Origin of the sequence: Streptomyces sp. TRM70350, from assembly GCF_019219825.1 — a bacterium.
Taxonomy (GTDB): domain Bacteria; phylum Actinomycetota; class Actinomycetes; order Streptomycetales; family Streptomycetaceae; genus Streptomyces.
The window spans coordinates 64,805-83,665 of record NZ_JAHUXH010000010.1 but is presented as its reverse complement, the minus strand read 5'-3'; the positions used below and the strand labels follow the sequence as shown (position 1 = coordinate 83,665).

Here is an 18,861-nt window from a genome sequence, read left to right as displayed (position 1 = left end):
TCCTTCGGCGGCCCCATCCTCGCCGCAATGCAAGCGCCGTCCCATACGGCGAAGTCCCTCCGCCCTCCGGCGTCGAGGTCACACCAGGCGTCGTCCCTGTCGCCTCGGCGGCACCGCGCAGCGCCGCCGCCCGAACCCGCAGGGGGCCGGCGCCGCCAGGGTGCACCACGAGCAGAGACGACGGTGCCTGGTGACCTCCGGCAGATGGGAGACGGCCCCGAACCGGTGCAGCGCCACAACACCGAAAGCACCGATCGCCGTGGTGGTCAGCAAGGCCAGACGGCGGCGCTGGGCCAGGAAGTCCCCACGGCCCAGTCGCAGATCATCACTGACCCGTTCGGCGTGGCGTGACGCTCCCCGCCCGATCCCGGGGCGGGCGGGGCGTACGTCAGCCGCCCGCAGTCGCCGGTGTGCGCTCACGGTGGTGCCTCATCCCCATCGATCGGGCCATCGCGCACATCGGCGGTGCGGCTCTGCGGACATCGCGGCGGGCCGTCGCACCGGACAGGCCCAAGACCCGGTCCATCTCCGCGACACCGCGCAGCATGGGCACCAGCCGGGCCTGCCGCACCACCCGCACGCTCCGGCGAGGACGGCGCGAGGCTGGCTGCAGGCCGTGGGGGCGCCGGAGAAGGCTGGGCGTAAGCACCCGATCGACGCATATCCGATTGCGGCATCGGCTACTCGTTGTCGAAGGCGGCAACTCGTCCTCCTCGGCGCCAGGGTTCAGATTGGCTCAGCGGAGTCGAAGGCACCGTGCGATGAACTGCCCATGAGGTGCGGCGCCGGCTGTCCCGCTGCTGGCTCACTCGTTCCCGCCCCTGCGGGCTCCTTTGACCTGCGCGGTGTGTGTCAGCGTCATGAGCAGCAGGCCCCCGACGAGGTTCCCCGCGCCGGCCAGGAGGAGGTTGAAGCCGACATCCGCGTAGGAGACCGTGTCGCCCAGCCATACGCCGAACAGCAGGTGCAGGCCGGAGACGACGACGTGGTCGAACGGCCCGAGGGCGAGGAAGAAGCCGACCACGTAGGCGAGGACGATGCGGCTTCCGGTCGACTCGGCGGCGTGGAGGAGATACGACAGCAGGGTCAGCAGCGTTCCGGCCGCGATTCCGCGGGTGAAGGTCGCCAGACCGCTCTTCGTGGAGATTTCCCGGGCCGCTTCCGCGAGGGCGTGGTGCGCTCCTGTGGGGAGCGTCCCCTCCACTGAAAAGATCGCGGCCATGACCGCTCCGCCGACAAGGTTGAGCGCCAGCACGACGACCCACAGCTGGCCCAGCTGGATCCATGCCGAGCTCTGGTGCTGCCGGTCGATCACTGCTGCGACCGGGCCGAAGAAGTTCTCGGTGAACAGCTCGGAGCGGCCGACCACGACGAAAACCACGCCGATCCCGAAGGCGAGCGCACCGATGAGATGGGCCAGAGCAGACCCCAGTCGGGGCCTGGCCAGTTCTTCCGCCATCGCGAACGCCACGATGCCGAACACGATGGTGATACCGGCGATGAACCCGGTGGATGTCTTCTCCAGCGGAGACATGGCAAGCCGGCGCTCGCCTTCCTCCGTGGCACGGCGATAGATCTCCCGGGGCTCTGGTGGTTGGGCCATGGAGGCTTCCTTCCCGGGAGGCTGCGGGTGAGGGGCGGGCCGTGCCGTATGGGACCCCGCCTTCACCCGCAAGGAGCAACCCCGATGATTCCCCGGGCTACGTATGGGGCACGGGTTAGCGCCGGACAGGCCCCCGCACGCTGATGGCCTGCCGTTGGGTGCGGTGGGGTTCGCGGAGCGCCCGGCGGCCTTCCGACGAGAGAACCGGCAAGGAGGTGGACTACGAGGACATCGTCAAGGGCTACGACCTGGGCGGCGGCGACTACGTGATCGTCGAACCCGACGAGCTCCACGAGACCGCCCCGGCACATCGCAGGCCGTCGAGATCACCGGTTTCGTCGACCTGGAGCAGGTCGAGCCGGTGTACTTCGACCGCACCTACTACCTCGCCCCAAAGGCGAGGAACACACCAAGATCTACGAGCTGCTGCGCCACCGCGCTGGAGCAGGAGAACAAGACCAGGTGCCGGTGCTGCCCACGTGGTGCACCACGCGGGCGTTGCACGCGATCCGTCACCCGGCGTCATCCGGGCGGCGCGCGGCGGAGCACCGGGGTGGGTGCGCGCCTGGTGGCCTGAATGCCGAGGGCGATGAGGGGTACGCCGTCGGCATCGGTGTTCACCTCCTGGGCGGGAGGCATCATGTCTTTGTGGTCATGGGTCCGCGAACATCTGGGGGGCCGATCAGCCCAGCCCTCCACGCCTGCCGGTACGGCAGAGGTCCACTCGGGCAGGCCGGAGGACACGGGCGGTAAGCCCGACGATCAGGCGGCGGACCGACACAGCACGACGGGGACGACACCCAACGACATCTTCGTGGGCCGGGTGGCCGGTGACGATCCCGGTTACTTGGAGACGGGTGCCGAGCAGCGCGCTGACCCGGATGCCGACGCCGGCGGCGAGCCAACGACATCCACGTAGGAAGACTCATGGGCAGCAGGTCACCGCACCTCGCGGCCTGCCGCAGCCCCGTCCCGCTGCCGCCCGGCGGCCAGGGAGCCTCACAGGGCGGCTTCGGTGCGAAGCTGTTCACCGCGCCGAGCGCCGCCCTGGACAGGGGTAGCCCTGGAATTCCTCGATAGCCGCCCCATCCGGGCCTGGTTGGATCGTCTGCCCCCCGGCGATGAGTCTGCGGAGAAGGAGGTTCTCCCTTCTGCTCACCACACGATTCGGCAACGCCGTGGCGGTGAACACGGGGCACACCTACACCTGGAAACCCGCGTGGGCCAAGGCCCGGCATCATTCCCGCCGCGCGCCAAGGGGGCGAAGGACTGGCAGTGGGAGGCGGCACCGAAGGGCGGCTTCCACGTGCTGGGGCGCACCCATGCCTCGATCATGCTGGAAGCGGGGGAGTCCGTAGTGACCTTGGCACGGTGGCTCGGGCCCGGTAGGTGCCGCCGGCGGTCATCAGCTCGGTGTGCGTGCCGACTCCGACGACGCTGCCCTCGTCCAGGACCACGATCCGGTCGGCGTCGCGGATGGTGGAGACGCGCTGGGCGACGATGACGACGGTGGCATCGCTCAGAGTGTCGGCGAGGGCTGCCCGCAGTGCCTTGTCGGTCGCGTGGTCCAGGGCGGAGAAGCAGTCGTCGAAGAGGTAGACGTCCGGCCGGGCGACCAGGGTGCGGGCGATGGACAGCCGCTGGCGCTGACCGCCGGAGAGGGTGTGGCCGCCCTGGCCGATCGGGGTCCCGAGCCCCTGGGGGAGGTCCTCGACGAAGGTGCGGGCCTGGGCGGTCTCCAGGGCCCGCCAGAGGTCGTCGTCGGTGGCCGCGGGATTTCCGTAACGGAGGTTGGACGCGATCGTTCCGGAGAACAGGTACGGCCTTTGCGGTACGTGGCCGACGACCGTCGCCAGGTCGGCCGGTGCCACGTCGCGGACATCGACGCCGTTGACCAGGACACGGCCCCGGTCCGGGTCGAACAGGCGCGGCACCAGGTTCAGGAGTGTGGTCTTGCCGGCCCCGGTGGAACCGATGACGGCGACCGTCTCCCCGGGCCGGGCTGTGAGGTCGGCCGCGCGCAGCACCGGCTCGTCGGCGCCGGGGTAGCGGACCTCCACGCCGCGGATGTCGAGCGATCCACCGCCCCTGCGCAGGCTGATCGGCGCGGTGGGTGGCCGGACACCGGGCTCGGTGCCGAGGACTTCCGTGATGCGCTGGGCGCAGACGACGGCACGGGGCGCCATCATGAACGCCGCGGCGGCGATCAGCACGGCCTGCAGGATCTGCAGCAGGTAGTGCAGGAAGGCCAGGAGCGAGCCGGCCTGCATCGCACCGTCGTCGACCCGGTGTCCGGCGAACCACAGGACGGCGACGCTCGATCCGTCCATCACCAGCATCACGGCCGGCTTCATCAGCGCCGACAGCCGGCCGAGGCGCAGGGAGGCCGTGGCCAGGTCGGTGTTGGCCTTCGCGAACCGGGCCCGCTCGCGTTCCTCCTGAACGTAGGCGCGGATGACCCGTACGCCCGAGATCTGTTCCCGCACCACTCGGCTGACCGCGTCGATGCGGCGCTGCACGGTCCTGGAGACGGGCCCCATCCGCCCGATGACCAGGGCGAGAGTGCCTGCCAGCACCGGCAGCACGGCCAGCAGGAGCAGCGACGTGGGAACGTCCTGGTGGAGGGCCAGGACGAGGCCCCCGATGCCCGTGACCGGGGCGATGACCACCATCGTGAGCGCCATCAGCACCAGCATCTCGATCTGCTGGACGTCGTTGGTCGTACGGGTGATCAGCGAGGAGGGGCCCAGTTGGCCCACCTCACGGACGGACAGGTCCTGGACCTTGCGGAAGACCACGGCCCGCAGATCACGCCCCACCCCCATCGAGACACGGGCGCTGTAGTACACCGCGGCCACGGAGCACACGATCTGCACGAGGGTGACCGCAAGCATCACGGCCCCGTTCCGCAGGACGTGGTCACTGTCGCCGCGGGCCACCCCGTTGTCGATGATGCCGGCGTTCAGGGTGGGCAGATACAGCGTCGCGCAGGTCTGCGTCAGTTGCAGTGCCACGACCAGGGCGATCTCGCGGACGTACGGGCGCAGGTGTCTGCGTAAGAGCGGGAAGAGCACGGCAACCCCCAAGCAGCCGTCAGCCGAGCGACGTTGGTGCGACTCAGGCGACTATGCCACATGAGGCAAAGTAAACCCAGTGGCATTTTGACCGGAGAGGCGGGACTACACTCTGCGGGATGGCGCCGGATCCCTCCCTGTCCCCCTCACCGCACCTGCCGCTCCGCGAGCGCAAGAAGCTGCGCACCCGCCATGCCTTGGCGGCGACGGCACTGGAACTCTTCACCGAGCGGGGCTTCGACGACGTGACGCTCAGCGAGCTCGTCGACAAGGTCGAGATCTCCAAGCGGACCTTCTTCCGCCACTTCGCCTCGAAAGAGGACGTGGCGATCGCCGCCGAGGCCGAACTGTGGGACGCCTACCTCGAGGAGCTGGCGCACACGGAACTGGCCGGTTCCGTGCTCACGGCACTGCACGCGACGCTCATCTCCACGATCAACGGCATGGGAGACGACTGGGAGCGGCGCTTCCTGGCCACACGCCGGCTCATCGCCGGCACGGCGGCCCTGCGCAAGCAGAGCACCATGCTGTCCTTCCAGGCACAGGAACGTTTGGTTGAGGAACTGGAAAGGCAACTCGGCACGGACAGCCGCTGGGACGTCCGGCTGCGACTCCTGGGTGAGTTCACGCTCGGCGTCTACCGGTGCGGGGCCAAGAACTGGTCTGCCGGGCGCGGTGAGGGCGGTGACACTGGGTACGGCCGTCGCACCACCCTCGCCCGCCGGGTGCAGGAGGCGTTCGCCGAGATCCCCCGCGCCCTGGACCTGACCGTCTCCCGCTGACCGCGGCGCCAGGGGGCGGCAGCCACCGACCGTGTTGCGGGCTCCCTGCTGCTCCAGCGATGCCCGAGCGACGGCGCGATGCCGTTCCGACTCGGGACGTCACCCTACGGCGTGCCCGGTTCCATGCCTGCTACATAGACGGTGTTGGCCGAGGTGCCGCCTTGCAGGGGGTTGTCGAACTCGACGATATGGGCGGCTGCCTGTGCGAAGACCTCGGTGAGCGCGGAGGTGAACTGCTCGTCGGGCGGGTCGTTCGACCACAGGGCGAACACCCCGCCGGGGTGGAGGTGTTCGGCGAGGGCGCGGAGCCCGGGAGGCTGGTAGAGCGCCGCGTGCCGGGAGTGGAGTACATGGCGCGGCGAGTGGTCGATGTCCAGCAGGATGGCGTGGAAGCGGCGGCCCGGCTCTTTGGGATCCAGACCGCTCGGGTCGGCGGCCAGCGCGAAGAAGTCGCCGTGCACCAGGCGGCAGCGGGCGTCCGAGGACAGCCGGGCCCCGAGGGGCACCAGGCCCCGTTGGTGCCAGTCGATGACTTCGGCGAGCGCTTCGATCACGGTCAGGGAGCGCACCCGGGGGTCGTCCAGGGCCGCCTGGGCGGTGTAGCCGAGTCCGAGTCCGCCGACGGCGACGTCCAGTTGGGTGTCCGGCAGCTTGGCCAGTGCCAGTTCCGCCAGCGCGGTCTCGCCGGTGGTGAAGAGGCTGGACATCAGGAACTCGTCGCCGAGCTTCACCTCGTACACGTCCTCGCCCGACCCCGGGTGGCGGCGCCGCCGCAGACTGATCTCACCGATCGGCGTCGGCTGCCAGTCGATCTCCTCGAAGCGCAGGCTCATCCGTTCACCTCTCTGGTGTCGTCAGTGTGCTGGGGGGAGTTGGGGCGCGGCCCGGTCAGGCGTCGATGATGACGGGGATGATCAGGGGCCTGCGGCGGTGGGTGCGGAAGGCCCAGTTCGCCACGGCGCGGGCGATGAGCTGTTCGAGCTGGTGGGCGTCGCCGACGCCTTCCTGTGCGGCGTTGGCCAGCGTCTTCTCGATGACGGGGATGACCGGCTCGAAGGTGGTGTCGTCGTGGACGAAGCCGCGGGCCAGGAAGTCGGGGGGCTCGGCCAGGGCGCCGGTATCGGCGTCGACGATGGCCACGACCGTGACGACGCCCTCCTCGGCGAGGGTGCGGCGGTCCTTGAGGGATGCCTCCGTCGCGCCGCCGGCTTCCATGCCCTCCACGTAGACGTTCCCCGCGGGCACCTTGCCCGTGATGGAGGCGCGGCCGTCGACGAGGTCGACGACGACACCGTCCTCGGCGATGACGACCCGCTCGGGGTCGACACCGGTACGGATGGCCAGGTCGGCGTTGGCCCGCAGGTGACGATACTCGCCGTGCACGGGCATGACGTTGCGGGGGCGGACGATGTTGTAGCAGTAGACGAGTTCCCCGGCGCTGGCGTGGCCGGAGACGTGCACTTTGGCGTTGCCCTTGTGGACGACGTTGGCGCCCCACCGGGTCAGGCCGTTGATGACCCGGTAGACGGCGTTCTCGTTGCCGGGGATGAGGGAGCTGGCGAGCAGGACGGTGTCGCCCTCGCTGATGCGGATCGCGTGGTCGCGGTTGGCCATGCGGGACAGTGCGGCCATCGGCTCGCCCTGCGATCCGGTGCACACCAGCGTGACCTGATGGTCCGGCAGCTTCTCCAGTTCCTTGGTGCTGACCAGCAGGCCGGGCGGGACCCTGAGGTAGCCCAGGTCGCGGGCGATGCCCATGTTGCGGACCATCGAGCGGCCCACGAAGGCCACCTTGCGGCCGTGCTGGTGGGCGGCGTCGAGGATCTGCTGGATGCGGTGTACGTGGCTGGCGAAGCTGGAGACGATGACCCGGCGTGGTGCGGTGCGCATGACCTGCTCGATCGCGGGGTTCAGTTCGCGCTCGGAGGTGGTGAAGCCGGGGACCTCGGCGTTGGTGGAGTCGACCAGGAACAGGTCCACGCCCTCCTCGCCGAGGCGGGCGAAGGCGCGCAGGTCGGTGATGCGGTCGTCGAGGGGGAACTGGTCCATCTTGAAGTCGCCGGTGTGCAGCACCAGCCCGGCTCCGGTGCGCAGGGCCAGTGCGAGCCCGTCCGGGATGGAGTGGTTGACGGCCAGGAACTCGCAGTCGAAGGGACCGAAGCCGCGCCGGTCGCCTTCGCGCACGCGCACCGTGCGGGGGGTGATGCCGTGCTCTTTGAGCTTGGCCTCGATGAAGGCGAGGGTGAGCTTGGAGCCGACGACGGGAATGTCGGCCCGCTCCCTGAGCAGGTAGGGAACGCCGCCGATGTGGTCTTCGTGGCCGTGGGTGAGGACGATGGCCGCGATGTCGTCGAGGCGGTCCCGGATCGAGGTGAAGTCGGGCAGGATCACGTCCACGCCGGGCTGGTTTTCCTCGGGGAACAGCACACCGCAGTCCACGATCAGCAGCTTGCCGGCATGCTCGAAGACGGTCATGTTGCGACCGATTTCGCCCAGGCCGCCCAGGGCGGTGATCCTCAGCCCTCCGTCGGGCAGCGGCGGGGCGGCTTTGAGTTCTGGGTGCGGATGGCTCATATCCTGACGCTACCGGAGAGTCTGCCGAGGTGAACCACTGCCTGCCAGGTGATGCCATGCGAGGAGCGGCGGGAAGCCGGGCGTGCCGGTCACGGCAGGCGGAGGGACAGTGAGCGGTGGAGGCGGTAGCGCCCGCCGTGGGTGAGGCGTACGCCGGGCGTTCCCGACATGATGTCGTGTCCCTTGTCGTGGTCGCCGGCCTCGGCGGCCTCCTGATGCGCCTCGATGCTGGTCCACTCGGCGCAGAGGAGCACCCGGGTGCCGTCGGCGCTCAGCAGGAAGTGCGCGGAGATCGCCCCGGGATGCCCGCCGTCCTCGGGCTGGACGGCGACGAGGCTGTCGACGAGGTGGCGCTGGCGCTCGGGTCCGTCGACGTCGAAGGCGGCGGTGATCAGGCAGCCCGGGACGCGGGTCTCATGCTCCTCGGCCAGGCTGCGGTGGAGGCGGTAGCGGGGCGGGCCGGCCAGCGGGGCCGCGTAGCCGCCGCCGCGCAGGTATGCGTCGTGGGCCAGGGCACTGTCCCATTGTGCGAGCGTCAGCACGGTCTCGCCGTCCGTGCTCGCGAACCAGCTCACGGCGGCCAGGCCCCGGGGCGGGGCCGTGCAGTCCAGTGCGTTGGCTTCGGCGTCGGTGACGAGCTGCTGCCGCTCGGCGTCTCCGACATACCGGGTGCCGATCACGGCCGTGCCGGTGCGGGTGAGGTCCGGGAAGCGGTCGGTGGTCAACACGGTCTCCATGGAGGGTGAGGGATGGTCGGATCCCGACGATGATGCCGGGGCGGGAGCAGAGGTGGGCAACTGCTTTACCGAGCCCCAGGGCAGACGCCGGGCACGCGGGCGGGGACTCATGTCACCCACGCATTCGGCTTCGTCGCACCGCTCCTGCGGCACCGTCTTGAGCGTCTCCGCGGCCCCGGCGAGCGGCACCATCACGATGTCCGTGCCGCGCAGGGCGGTCATCCTGCCGAACTCGCCACGGTGTACGGCCTCCACGGCGTGCCAGCCGAACCGTGTCGCCAGTACACGGTCGTAGGCGGTGGGGGTGCCGCCGCGCTGGACGTGGCCGAGGACGACGGGCCGGGCCTCCTTGCCGAGCCGCTGCTCCAGTTCCACGGAGAGCTGGCGGGCGATGCCGGCGAAGCGTTCGTGCCCGTAGATGTCCTTGCCGCCCTCGTCGAACACCATGGTGCCGGGCCGCGGCTTGGCACCCTCCGCGGCCACGACGATCGCGAACCGCTTGCCGGCCTCGAACCGTTCGCCGACCCGCTTGGCCAACTCCTCGATGTCAAAGGGCCGTTCGGGGACGACGATGGCGTGCGCGCCGGCCGCCATGCCGGAGTGCAGCGCGATCCAGCCGGTGTGGCGTCCCATGACCTCGACCACGAGGACGCGCTGGTGGGACTCGGCGGTGGTCTTGAGCCGGTCGAGGGCCTCGGTGGCCACGGTCACCGCGGTGTCGAAGCCGAAGGCGACGTCCGTGACGGCGATGTCGTTGTCGATGGTCTTCGGCACACCCACGACGGGCAGGCCGCTGTCCGACATCAGCCGCGCCGCCGCCGTTCGCCGCCGACTGCCCCCATCCGCCGTGTGCAGACGGCGGCGCGCCACCGAGGGGCGTGATCTTCCCTCGTCCCGCAGTCCGCACACAAACGTCACCGGCGTCTCCGGATCCCCCACCGCTCCCGCCGACCCGTACTCGACCGCTGGCTCGCCACCTGTGGCGCAGCATCCGTCACGGGCACGGTCGTGAAGTGCCGTCCGACCACACCGAGCTGACAGGCGGCCCTTGGCAAGAGCCGGGCGGGCGTGGCCCGGGGGAGGGCGGCGGCCCCGGTCGTATAACTGGAGGACCTACCGGAGCCGCCGTGCCGGCCGAGGTGTCCCATGCAGCGGCCGACTACTCTACCGATACGTGAGGGTCTGGGATGGACCTTCCGGGTTAACAGCGTGGCTTCACCTTCTTGGAACTCTCGCGTTACGTCAGAGATGCACGCACGGTCTTGGATGCCCTGTGCCTCTCGTTCCGACACGCAGGGGCGGGCGGTGCGGCCGCTCCGGGGCGGTCCTGCGCCGCCCCGCGCGGCCGCGTCGCACTGCCCGACCGGGTGGCCTCGCGGGCCCCGGCGGCTTCGCGGGTGTGCCGCGGCGCCTGCGCTTCGAACGGGCCTGGGGCGCCTACCTGCTGGATCTCGACGGCACGCCCGCCCGCGATGTCCATGCTCCCCTGCGTATCCCTGCCGGGCCGCCTCCATCTGCTCCATCCGTGAGAACAGGCCATGAGTGAGAAGATGCCGACGCCCCGGGAGCACAGAACGGGCGGGAACTTCGCCCCCGGGGCGTACGGCCGCGGCCTGCGGGCCGCACGGGGATACGGCTCCGGATCCGCGAGGCGGCGCGTCACCAGTCTCCACGGCGCCGCCCTCTCGGCTGCATACTCTCACCCAACGTCAGTGATGAGGAAACATCGGGGTGCGCCGGAACCTCACTCTCCCCTGGGGTATTGCTGATCGTTATACGACCCTTGCCAACCAACTCTTCCCTTGCGTTAGAGTAGTGTTGCTCGCCGACCTAGTCGGTCTGCTTTCGAAAGCCGTCCCCGGGCCGTGTCCGCTCCGTTGTCTCGGCCGCTGCTCGGGGGCGGTGCCAGAGCCGCCCGTTCGGGCTGCCCCGACCAGTTCAGCGCCGTCGAAGAGCACGCCTGCGCTGACGTATTCCACACCTTGGGGAGAGCCATGGCCGAAGAGGTCACCCGCATTGAGATCGCCGACCGTCTGGCCGGACTGTTCGCCAACGGCGCCGTGAGCAAGCACGACATGCTCATCGCCGCCGCCGATGCCCGCCCGGAGGTCCTTGAGGTCCTCTCGGCGCTGCCCGACCGCCGCTACACCGAACTGCGCCAGGTCTGGGAGGACCTGCCGCGTGTGCCGGTCGGCGCCTGAAACGGCAGGACAGCCGCATCATGGCCCTGTTCATGCTCCAGTTCGCCAGTGGTGAGGACACCGTCATCGAGGCGGACGCCGCCGGGCGCACGGCCGAAGGGGAGATCGTGCTGGAACGCGCCGACCAGCACGGCCCGCCGGTCCGCTTCAAGGCGTACCCGGCGGAGGCGGTGACCGCGGTCTTCCGCCAGGCCCCGCTCGACGGAGGCGGCTACGGCTGGCTTCCCCAGCCCGCAACCGGCACCTGGTGGTGTTACTGACACCGCATACGCCACGCCACTAACGCCCGATGGGAGGGACCTGATGGGGATCTTTCTGCTGGAGATGGCCGATGGCAGCGAGATGATCCTCACCGCGGGCCGCGCCACCCGCACGGAGAGCGGCGACGTGGCCTTCGAGTACGTCGACGCCCGCGGGAACTGGTCCCGCTCCTGCACCGTACAAAGCACCCAAGTGAAGACCGCCTACGCACGGCGCGTCGGCGAGGACGGCATGGCCCGCTGGGTACCTCAGCTGTCCACGGGCCGCTGGTGGGCTTACTGAACAGCGCCCGCCGCCGACATTCCCCAACCTCCGCCACCCCCGGGGGGCCTCGAAGTCAGCGGCGGCGCGCAACGGCCGCTGTGCCGGTCTGCCGATGAGACAGGACGGGGGTGAGCGCAGAAGGCCAACGGGCTCCTGATCGGCCCGTTGCCGTCGGTCACTCAGGCCCGATCCCGCTGCGGAACTCAAGGCATTCCTGACACGCGACGGGTGATCCGGCACTTCGCCGGAGCGCCCACACCATGCGATACGCGCTTGGCGTGACTGCAGAAATGACTGTCCACGCGGAAACGCGCCGCCCGGACACCAACCCCACAGTCCGCAGAGCCGGACATCGTTCCGAGGGGCAGGTGCCGGCGGCGGTCCTCCGTTCCGTCCCGCACGGTCGTGCACGCCACCTGCCGGCAGCCACGATCCGCCGCACCGCACGCCCAGCGGGTATCGGCATCCCCTACTCGGAGATGGAAAGACCCCTGTGACCGAGCCACAAAGCAGCATGGACGGCCCCGCCACGCAGCTCCCCCCACAAGCCCACAGACCAGGGGCGCCGCTTCGAGGCACGCCGCGACCTCGAGCTCTACGGCATCACCTGCCACCCCCACGGCTGGCTCCAGCGCATCCACCCCTGACACGCGCCGCCAACCGGTGAGGGCGTCTCCCCGTCTGCCCACCGCCCCCTGCAACCACCAGCTCGGCGTGCTCCGCCTCCATGCAAGGCAGCCGCCGACGGGCCATGCTGCCTGTGATCCGGCCGCGACTCCCGGCACGGCGAGAGTCGCCGCAGACGCCGGGGAAACGGCAGCAACAGCGCGCGTGGCAAGCCGCACGCGTGATCCGCCGCGCGCCCTCCGTCGCGTATCCGCAGTCGACTGGTCTCGGACTCGGCCGTCTCCCTCATGCTGAGCGGTGCGGCGAAGACAGCCCCGGGCCATGCATACAGGCATGGAGGACGGACCCGGGGCCGCCGCGCCGAAGGGGCGTGTCCAGTTGGCGCCTTCGGCAACCTCCAACTCTACGCATGCGTAAAGATGTGCGCTTGTTTGCCCACTACGGAGCCTCCTATGGGTCAACTGGACTCTCGCGTAAGGTAAGAGAAGGGCGGTCGGGGCGCTGCCATTCGTTCCGCCCCGGGCCCCAGGGGCGGAGCCACGAGGTCGTCGTCCCGGAGCGGCCACTGGCCGACGCCCGCGAGACCGATCACATGCCGGTCTCGCGGGTCCGCCCGTCCGGCGCGGCCGTGCTTGCATTCAGTGCGGCCGGAGCCGCGGCGACCGGGAACGCTGCGGGGCGCTGCGCGCACCTTGGCGAGGGAGCATCAGCGGCATGGAGCATCGATCCGCTGCCTGTGCTTCGGCGGCCGACACTCCGCACTGCAGAGCGGTTTCATCGCCTCCCCCTTGCCCATCAACTCTACCGTTGCGTTAGAGTGATGACGCTCGTCGGCGACACTGTCGGCCTGCTTCCAACCGTTCCCGGGCCGCGGCAAGGGTTGCGCTGGCTGCTGCTCGGGAACGGTGCCAGAGCGTACGGTCCGGCTACCCGGCCGGTGCCGTTGCTTGGTGCGGGTGCACACCCGGACCCGAGGACAGGACGCGCATGGCGGGGGACCCGTCAAGCAGGACCAGGTGGCGGTCGACGACACGATCGGCCCTCGCCCGGTGGCCGTTCGCGGGGGGTGCCGCCCCGCGGGTGACACAGGGAGGCGTCGCCTGCCGACGACGGCGGCGGCATGTCGGGTCCTCCCTCGCAGCAGCGACGCAACCTTCCCTAACGTCAGGGTAGGTTTGCGGTCGGGCTGGGCGCTGGACTGCGGGGCATGGCGGTGAGGCCGCGACCGCAGCGCTGATGCGGATCGGCACGGCACGTGCCCACGGGATGCCCTCGTGGCGTACCGGTCGGCGACAGCGAGGACGGCGCCGAGTGTGATCAGGCTGAAGGCGACCAGCCTGAGATCGCGGAAGTGCCGGCGATGTAGCCCTTCAGGGCCAGGCCGAGCGCGCCGGCGGACAGGGGCCCGAACATCACCAGCCAGTCGATCCTCGCACCGAGGCCCTCGCGGGCCTCCTCGTTTGCCATGGAACGGGCCCAGGCGGAGACGATCTGGGTGATGCCCTTCCCGGAAATGGATCGGTTGCCTTCGAAACCGGCACCGGCGGCGCGGTCACCGCCTGAGCGGAGTCGTCAACGCAGCTGCCGGAAGGCGTCGGCGACTGTACTACCGCGTGGTGCCACGAGGCGTGTGGGGCCGACTCCTTCGTCGCGCATCGCGGCCCAAGTGGCTCAGGCACCCGAGCGGGCGTCGGCCTGCAAGCGGCGGCGCAGCGTGGCGGCGAAGTCCTCGGCCATCTCCAACCGGGCCCGCAGGGTCTCGCAGCGGGCGTCGACCACCTTGCGGTAGGAGTCGAGCCGCTCCCGAAGACGCTCGCGCTCCTCGCGGGCGGGCGGGGCGTCCGTGGCGGCGAGGCGGTCGGTGATGTCCAGCAGGTCGCGCATCTCCTCCAGGGAGAAGTCCAGCGGCTTCATCCGGCGGATCACCATCAGGCGCTCGACGTCGGAGTCCGTGTACAGCCGGAAGCCGCCCTTGCTGCGGGCCGAGGGGATCACCAGGCCCACTTCCTCGTAGTGGCGGATGGTGCGCAGCGACAAACCGGTCCGCTCGGCCACCTCGCCGATCTGCATCTGCCGCTCGCCCATTGCCGAGCCCTCTCCCTCTGCCGTCCGTCAGGTTTCAGAAACGTGAAGTGAATCAGTCTACGTGAGATCAATCACAGGATCTTGGCCGGGACTTACCTGCGTTTCACAAGCCACAGCTCGCACTCTCCCCTCACGTCAGGGTAGAGTGTTGGCGTGCTCGCCTCCGCTGTCCAGTACGCGGCAGGGGTGATCCTGCCGTAGTGCGGGCCCCGACCGGGACCCATGCGGCTCCGAAGACTTCCGGGCAATGAGGCCCGACCGGCGACCAGAGGTTGCCGCTCTGTCCGGCACTCAGCCCGCTGCGGTGGGACCTGTGTGCCGGAGATTCCCATCCCTCTTGCGGAATCAGTACGACGCTGTGCGTCCGGCGGCTCGGATGCACACCCGAACAGAAACGGTTGCATGTCCTCACTGCTGCCCGCAGCCCCGAAGTTCCGCCTGTCCAAGCCGGACTGGCTCGACTCCCCGAAGGTCTTCCGTACCGAGGTGCTGGCCGGTCTGGTCGTCGCCCTGGCGCTGATCCCCGAGGCGATCTCCTTCTCCATCATTGCCGGGGTCGACCCGGCGGTCGGCCTGTTCGCCTCCTTCACCATGGCCGTGGTGATCTCGGTCGTGGGCGGCCGGAAGGCGATGATCTCCGCCGCGACCGGTGCGATGGCCCTGGTCATCGCCCCGCTCAACCATGAGCACGGGCTCGGCTACCTGATCGCGGCTGTCATCCTGGGCGGCGTCTTCCAGTTGGTTCTGGGCGCGCTCGGGGTGGCCAAGCTGATGCGGTTCGTGCCGCGCAGCGTGATGGTCGGCTTCGTCAACGCCCTCGCGATCCTGATCTTCATGGCGCAGGTGCCGGAGATGCGGGACGTGCCCTGGGCCGTCTATCCGCTCATTGTCGCCGGCCTGGCGCTGATGGTGTTCTTCCCGAAGGTCACCACGGTGATCCCGGCTCCGCTGGTGTCCATCGTCGTGCTGACCGTGATCACTGTGGCGGCCGGGATCGCGGTGCCGACCGTCGGTGACAAGGGCCAACTGCCGTCCTCGCTTCCGGTTCCGGGTCTGCCGGACGTGCCCTTCACCATGGACACCCTGACGACGATCGCTCCCTACGCGTTCGCGTTCGCGCTGGTCGGTCTCATGGAGTCGCTGATGACGGCCAAGCTGGTCGACGACATCACCGACACCCACTCGGGCAAGACCCGCGAGTCTCTCGGCCAGGGCGTCGCCAACATCATCACCGGCTTCTTCGGCGGCATGGGCGGCTGCGCCATGATCGGCCAGACGATGATCAACGTACGGGTGGCCGGGGCCCGTACGCGCCTGTCGACGTTCCTGTCCGGCGTGTTCCTGATGGTGCTGTGCATCGCGTTCGGCCCGGTCGTCTCCGACATCCCGATGGCTGCCCTGGTCGCTGTGATGATCATGGTGTCGGTGGCCACTTTCGACTGGCACTCCGTCGCCCCGAAGACCGTCAAGCGGATGCCGCTCGGCGAGATGATCGTCATGGTCGTCACGGTCGCCTGCGTGGTCGCCACCCACAACCTCGCGATCGGCGTCGTGGTGGGCTGCATCACCGCGATGGTGGTCTTCGCCAAGCGCGTCGCGCACGTGGTGAACGTCTCCGGAGTCGTCGATCCCGACGGCAACCAGGTCGTCTACGCGGTCACCGGCGAGCTGTTCTTCGCCTCCTCCAACGACCTCGTCTACCAGTTCAACTACAAGGACGACCCGGACGACGTCGTCATAGACCTCTCCGACGCCCACATCTGGGACGCCTCGTCCGTCGCCGCCCTGGACGCGGTCGAGACCAAGTACGCCCAGCGGGGCAAGAAGGTCACCATCATCGGCCTGAACAAGCCCAGCGCCGACATGCACGGGCGCCTCGCCGGCCAGCTGACCGGCAGCCACTGACCGGACCGGCCGCCCTTCCCCGACCACGGACGTAGCGGGGGAGGGCGGTCTTTCCGCGGGCGGGCCGGGCCCGGGACAATGCCCTGACGCCCCAGAGCCCGGTCCGCGCATCCGGTGCCGCTCCTCGGGGACGAGGAAGCGGCCGCGAGGAGGAACACTGAGCCGCACCGCCAAGTCCTTCCGTATTCAAGCCGACTCCGTCGCGACGCCCGCCGACCCCGCATCCGGCGGGCGTTGTGACGGCTGGCGCATCGTCGCCTACAGCGCGCTGGCGATGGCGATGACCGCGCCCGGCCAGACGACGGGTGTCTCGGTCTTCATCGACCCGCTCATCGCCGACCTCGGCGTCAGCCGCACCCAGGTCTCCACCGCCTACCTCACCGGTACCCTGGTCGGTGCGTGCGCGATGCCCCTGGTCGGCCGGATGATCGACCGGTACGGTCCGCGCCGGGTGATCGCCGTCGTGGCGGCCGTCTTCGGCGCGATCCTCATCGCTCTGTCCCTCGTCAGTGGGCTCGTCGGCCTGACGGCGGGGTTCATCGGTATCCGCATGGCCGGGCAGGGGGCCCTGGGCCTGGTGGCGACGACCACGGTGGCGTACTGGTTCGACAAGCGGCGCGGCCTGGCCCTGGGCATCACCGGCGCCGTCGGCACTGCCGGGATCTCCCTGGCTCCCATGCTGATCGAGCGTCTGGTCGCGGAGTACGGCTGGCGCCAGGCGTGGGCCATCGAGGGGATCGCCGTGTGGGCCGTGGTCCTCCCGCTGGCGCTGTTCGGCATCCGCAACCGGCCCGCCGACGTCGGTCAGCATGTCGACGGCATCGCCCCGGAGGCGGACACCGACCCGGATGCCCCGCTGACCGGCTGGCCGTTGCGCAAGGCCCTGCGCACGAGCATCTTCTGGGCGGTGGCCGCCTGCCTGGCGGCCAGCAGCATGCTCACCACCGGTTTGAACTTCCACCAGGTCGCCCTGCTCGGTGAACGCGGTCTGACCCCGGCCGAGGCCGCCGCGAACTTCCTGCCGCAGACCGCGGCCGCTCTGCTTGCCACTCTCGCTGTCGGAGCGCTCATCGACCGTCTCCCGCCCAAGGCCGTGCTGGCTGCGGCCATGGCGATCCTGGCCTGCGGCGTGCTGTCCGCCCGCCTGGTCTCGCCCGGCTGGACGGCAATCGGCTACGGCATCCTGCTCGGCACTTCAGGCGGCCTGCTGCGCGTTGTGGAATCGGCCACCCTGCCCCGCTACTTCGGCACCGCCCACCTGGGCGCCATCCGTGGCAGCGCCCACACGGTCACCATCGCGGCCAGTGCCTTCGGCCCGCTCGCCGTCTCCGTCGGTCACGACCTCACCGGGCACTACGGGCCCGCCGTCATCGCCCTCACCGCTGTGCCGGCGCTGGCGGCTCTCGCTGTCCTGCTGGCCAGGCCCCCGCAGACGGCCGTTCCCCACACAACGGACTGACCAGGGCCAGCCTCCGCAACGGTCCGGAGGCCCAGGGCCTTTGTGCCGGATCCGACGTCCGACCAGGCGGGACCAAGCACATCGTCCGGTCGGCGCGGAGGCACCACTTTCGGCCTGGACGAGTAAGTCCACGGCGCCCTTTGCGCCGACGCCCGTGGCTTCTTCCTCAAGGACACCGCCGACCGTGACACCGACACGGCGGCCCGCCGGCTGGACGTGCTGACCGCGCGGGAACGCGCCGTCCTCCTGGGCGTGGTCCGCCACCTGTCCAACGCCGAGGCCGGCCACCCGCCGGACATGCGGGAGGGCATCGTGAAAGCCCACGTCAGCAGCATCCTGAACAAGCTCGGCCTGATCAACCGCGGGCAGGCGGCCATCCTCGCGCACGACGCCGGCTGGGTGCCAGGAGACGACAGGCCCAGGGCTGACCCACGCGCCCCAGAAGGTGATCGCCGACACGCCCGCACTCACGGCACGCAACCTGCACTACCAGGAGCAGAGCCGCAGGCTGCTGGCCGAGGCGCTGGTCGAGGAAGGCGCCTCGGAGCTGTCCGCGTCACTGATCGCGGCACAGATCCTCGCGGTACAGGAAGTCCTCGCCGCCACGAACGCCCACCGCGTCATCGCCGGAGACCCCCCGGCGCCGTGTACCCCGACGCCGTGGCGGCCACCGAACACGCCTTCCCCATGCTGGAGCGGGGCCTCGGCGATCTGCTGCGCCGCCCCGAAACGAGCGTCCCGCCCGTCGGGGCCGACTGACGGCCGGGTGCCCGCAGCAGCCGGGGCGCCCTACAGGTCGCGGCGCCATGCCGTCACAGCCTCCACGGCCTTCCGGGCATGCTGGGCCTTGAGCCGGATCCAGTACGTCCGGCCGGCCAGCACCAGCCGCACGAAACCGGCCGGAGCGTACCAGGGCGCCGTCGCACGGACACGCGCCAGCACCTCGCTGTCGATCTCCACGCCATAACTGGTCAGAAGCGTCAGCCGGGCCCCGCCGATCCGGAGCCTGCCGGCCCGCGTGAGCGTGCGCCACCATCCCCTGCGGACGGCGACCCCGTCTGCCTCAAACTCCCGCCCGGTCAAGGGGCCACCCTCCTTCGCCTGTATCTCACGGCGGTGGACCGCTTCCCGATGCGCGAATGTGCGGCACCCCATAAGGACTCTACCCTCACGAGAGGGTATGGATTGCCGCGGTCCACCCGTACGCCCACCTCGCCCGGCGATGTCGGATCGGGGGGTGGCGCCGGTGCCCGTCTGGGTGACGCGACGTTCGGATGTGCGGGCTTCGC

General features: G+C 70.0%; 14 protein-coding genes and 3 pseudogenes. 9 read left to right on the top strand and 8 right to left on the bottom strand.

The annotated features are described in order from the left end of the window. Window positions 1-204: 204 nt before the first annotated feature. A complete protein-coding gene (locus KWI83_RS17880) occupies window positions 205-351 on the top strand; it encodes a hypothetical protein (protein ID WP_218515357.1) in 147 nt (48 codons plus the stop codon). Between the two features lie 454 nt (window positions 352-805). Here KWI83_RS17880 and KWI83_RS17875 read toward each other — a convergent pair whose 3' ends face one another. Continuing rightward, window positions 806-1,603: a formate/nitrite transporter family protein gene (locus KWI83_RS17875; protein ID WP_218515356.1), complete on the bottom strand. Its 798-nt coding sequence runs from the start codon at window positions 1,601-1,603 to the stop codon at window positions 806-808. A gap of 143 nt (window positions 1,604-1,746) precedes the next feature. On the opposite strand from KWI83_RS17875, the pseudogene KWI83_RS40315 reads away from it, so the two are divergent. Then, window positions 1,747-2,180: pseudogene (locus KWI83_RS40315) on the top strand (Ku protein). A gap of 754 nt (window positions 2,181-2,934) precedes the next feature. Here KWI83_RS40315 and KWI83_RS17870 read toward each other — a convergent pair. After that, window positions 2,935-4,677 carry an ABC transporter ATP-binding protein gene (locus tag KWI83_RS17870; RefSeq protein WP_218515355.1) on the bottom strand — a complete coding sequence of 581 codons (1,743 nt, stop codon included), beginning with the start codon at window positions 4,675-4,677 and terminating at the stop codon, window positions 2,935-2,937. 119 nt (window positions 4,678-4,796) lie between these two features. On the opposite strand from KWI83_RS17870, the gene KWI83_RS17865 reads away from it, so the two are divergent. Continuing rightward, window positions 4,797-5,459, top strand: a complete 663-nt coding sequence (locus KWI83_RS17865) for a TetR family transcriptional regulator (protein ID WP_218515354.1) — start codon at window positions 4,797-4,799, stop codon at window positions 5,457-5,459. Between the two features lie 104 nt (window positions 5,460-5,563). On the opposite strand, the gene KWI83_RS17860 is transcribed toward KWI83_RS17865, so the two are convergent. From KWI83_RS17860 to KWI83_RS38690, 3 genes and pseudogenes are all read right to left on the bottom strand, one after another. Beyond that, entirely contained in the window at window positions 5,564-6,292 is a 729-nt protein-coding gene (locus tag KWI83_RS17860; RefSeq protein ID WP_218515353.1) for a spermidine synthase, read from the bottom strand. Window positions 6,293-6,347: 55 nt separating this feature from the next. Continuing rightward, the gene (locus KWI83_RS17855; protein ID WP_218515352.1) at window positions 6,348-8,033 is read right to left on the bottom strand and encodes a ribonuclease J; all 1,686 of its coding nucleotides are present in this window, start codon (window positions 8,031-8,033) and stop codon (window positions 6,348-6,350) included. Between the two features lie 854 nt (window positions 8,034-8,887). Continuing rightward, a pseudogene (locus KWI83_RS38690) lies at window positions 8,888-9,640 on the bottom strand (ATP-dependent 6-phosphofructokinase); the annotation flags it as partial. A gap of 1,124 nt (window positions 9,641-10,764) precedes the next feature. Between KWI83_RS38690 and KWI83_RS17845 the strand changes: the two are divergent. Genes KWI83_RS17845 through KWI83_RS17835 form a run of 3 tightly spaced genes read left to right on the top strand, consistent with a single transcriptional unit; the run spans window position 10,765 to window position 11,514 of the window. Then, window positions 10,765-10,971, top strand: coding sequence for a DUF2795 domain-containing protein (locus tag KWI83_RS17845; protein WP_218515350.1), 207 nt, complete (start codon window positions 10,765-10,767; stop codon window positions 10,969-10,971). 20 nt (window positions 10,972-10,991) lie between these two features. After that, window positions 10,992-11,231, top strand: a complete 240-nt coding sequence (locus KWI83_RS17840; protein ID WP_218515349.1) for a hypothetical protein — start codon at window positions 10,992-10,994, stop codon at window positions 11,229-11,231. 43 nt (window positions 11,232-11,274) lie between these two features. Beyond that, a complete protein-coding gene (locus KWI83_RS17835) occupies window positions 11,275-11,514 on the top strand; it encodes a hypothetical protein (protein WP_218515348.1) in 240 nt (79 codons plus the stop codon). Between the two features lie 1,926 nt (window positions 11,515-13,440). Here KWI83_RS17835 and KWI83_RS17830 read toward each other — a convergent pair. Together KWI83_RS17830 and KWI83_RS17825 are read right to left on the bottom strand one after the other, a co-directional pair. Continuing rightward, window positions 13,441-13,590 carry a hypothetical protein gene (locus KWI83_RS17830; protein WP_218515347.1) on the bottom strand — a complete coding sequence of 50 codons (150 nt, stop codon included), beginning with the start codon at window positions 13,588-13,590 and terminating at the stop codon, window positions 13,441-13,443. Between the two features lie 204 nt (window positions 13,591-13,794). Beyond that, the gene (locus tag KWI83_RS17825; protein ID WP_218515346.1) at window positions 13,795-14,208 is read right to left on the bottom strand and encodes a MerR family transcriptional regulator; all 414 of its coding nucleotides are present in this window, start codon (window positions 14,206-14,208) and stop codon (window positions 13,795-13,797) included. 402 nt (window positions 14,209-14,610) lie between these two features. Here KWI83_RS17825 and KWI83_RS17820 point away from each other — a divergent pair, with 402 nt between their 5' ends. The 3 genes and pseudogenes from KWI83_RS17820 to KWI83_RS40310 form a co-directional block, all read left to right on the top strand. Then, entirely contained in the window at window positions 14,611-16,113 is a 1,503-nt protein-coding gene (locus KWI83_RS17820; RefSeq protein WP_218515345.1) for a SulP family inorganic anion transporter, read from the top strand. 274 nt (window positions 16,114-16,387) lie between these two features. Then, window positions 16,388-17,572, top strand: a complete 1,185-nt coding sequence (locus tag KWI83_RS17815) for an MFS transporter (protein ID WP_256362434.1) — start codon at window positions 16,388-16,390, stop codon at window positions 17,570-17,572. A 216-nt stretch (window positions 17,573-17,788) separates the two neighbouring features. Further along, window positions 17,789-17,944: pseudogene (locus KWI83_RS40310) on the top strand (LuxR C-terminal-related transcriptional regulator); the annotation flags it as partial. A gap of 417 nt (window positions 17,945-18,361) precedes the next feature. Here KWI83_RS40310 and KWI83_RS17805 read toward each other — a convergent pair. Further along, on the bottom strand, window positions 18,362-18,655 hold the full coding sequence (locus KWI83_RS17805; protein ID WP_218515343.1) for a hypothetical protein: 294 nt from the start codon (window positions 18,653-18,655) through the stop codon (window positions 18,362-18,364). Window positions 18,656-18,861: the final 206 nt, after the last annotated feature.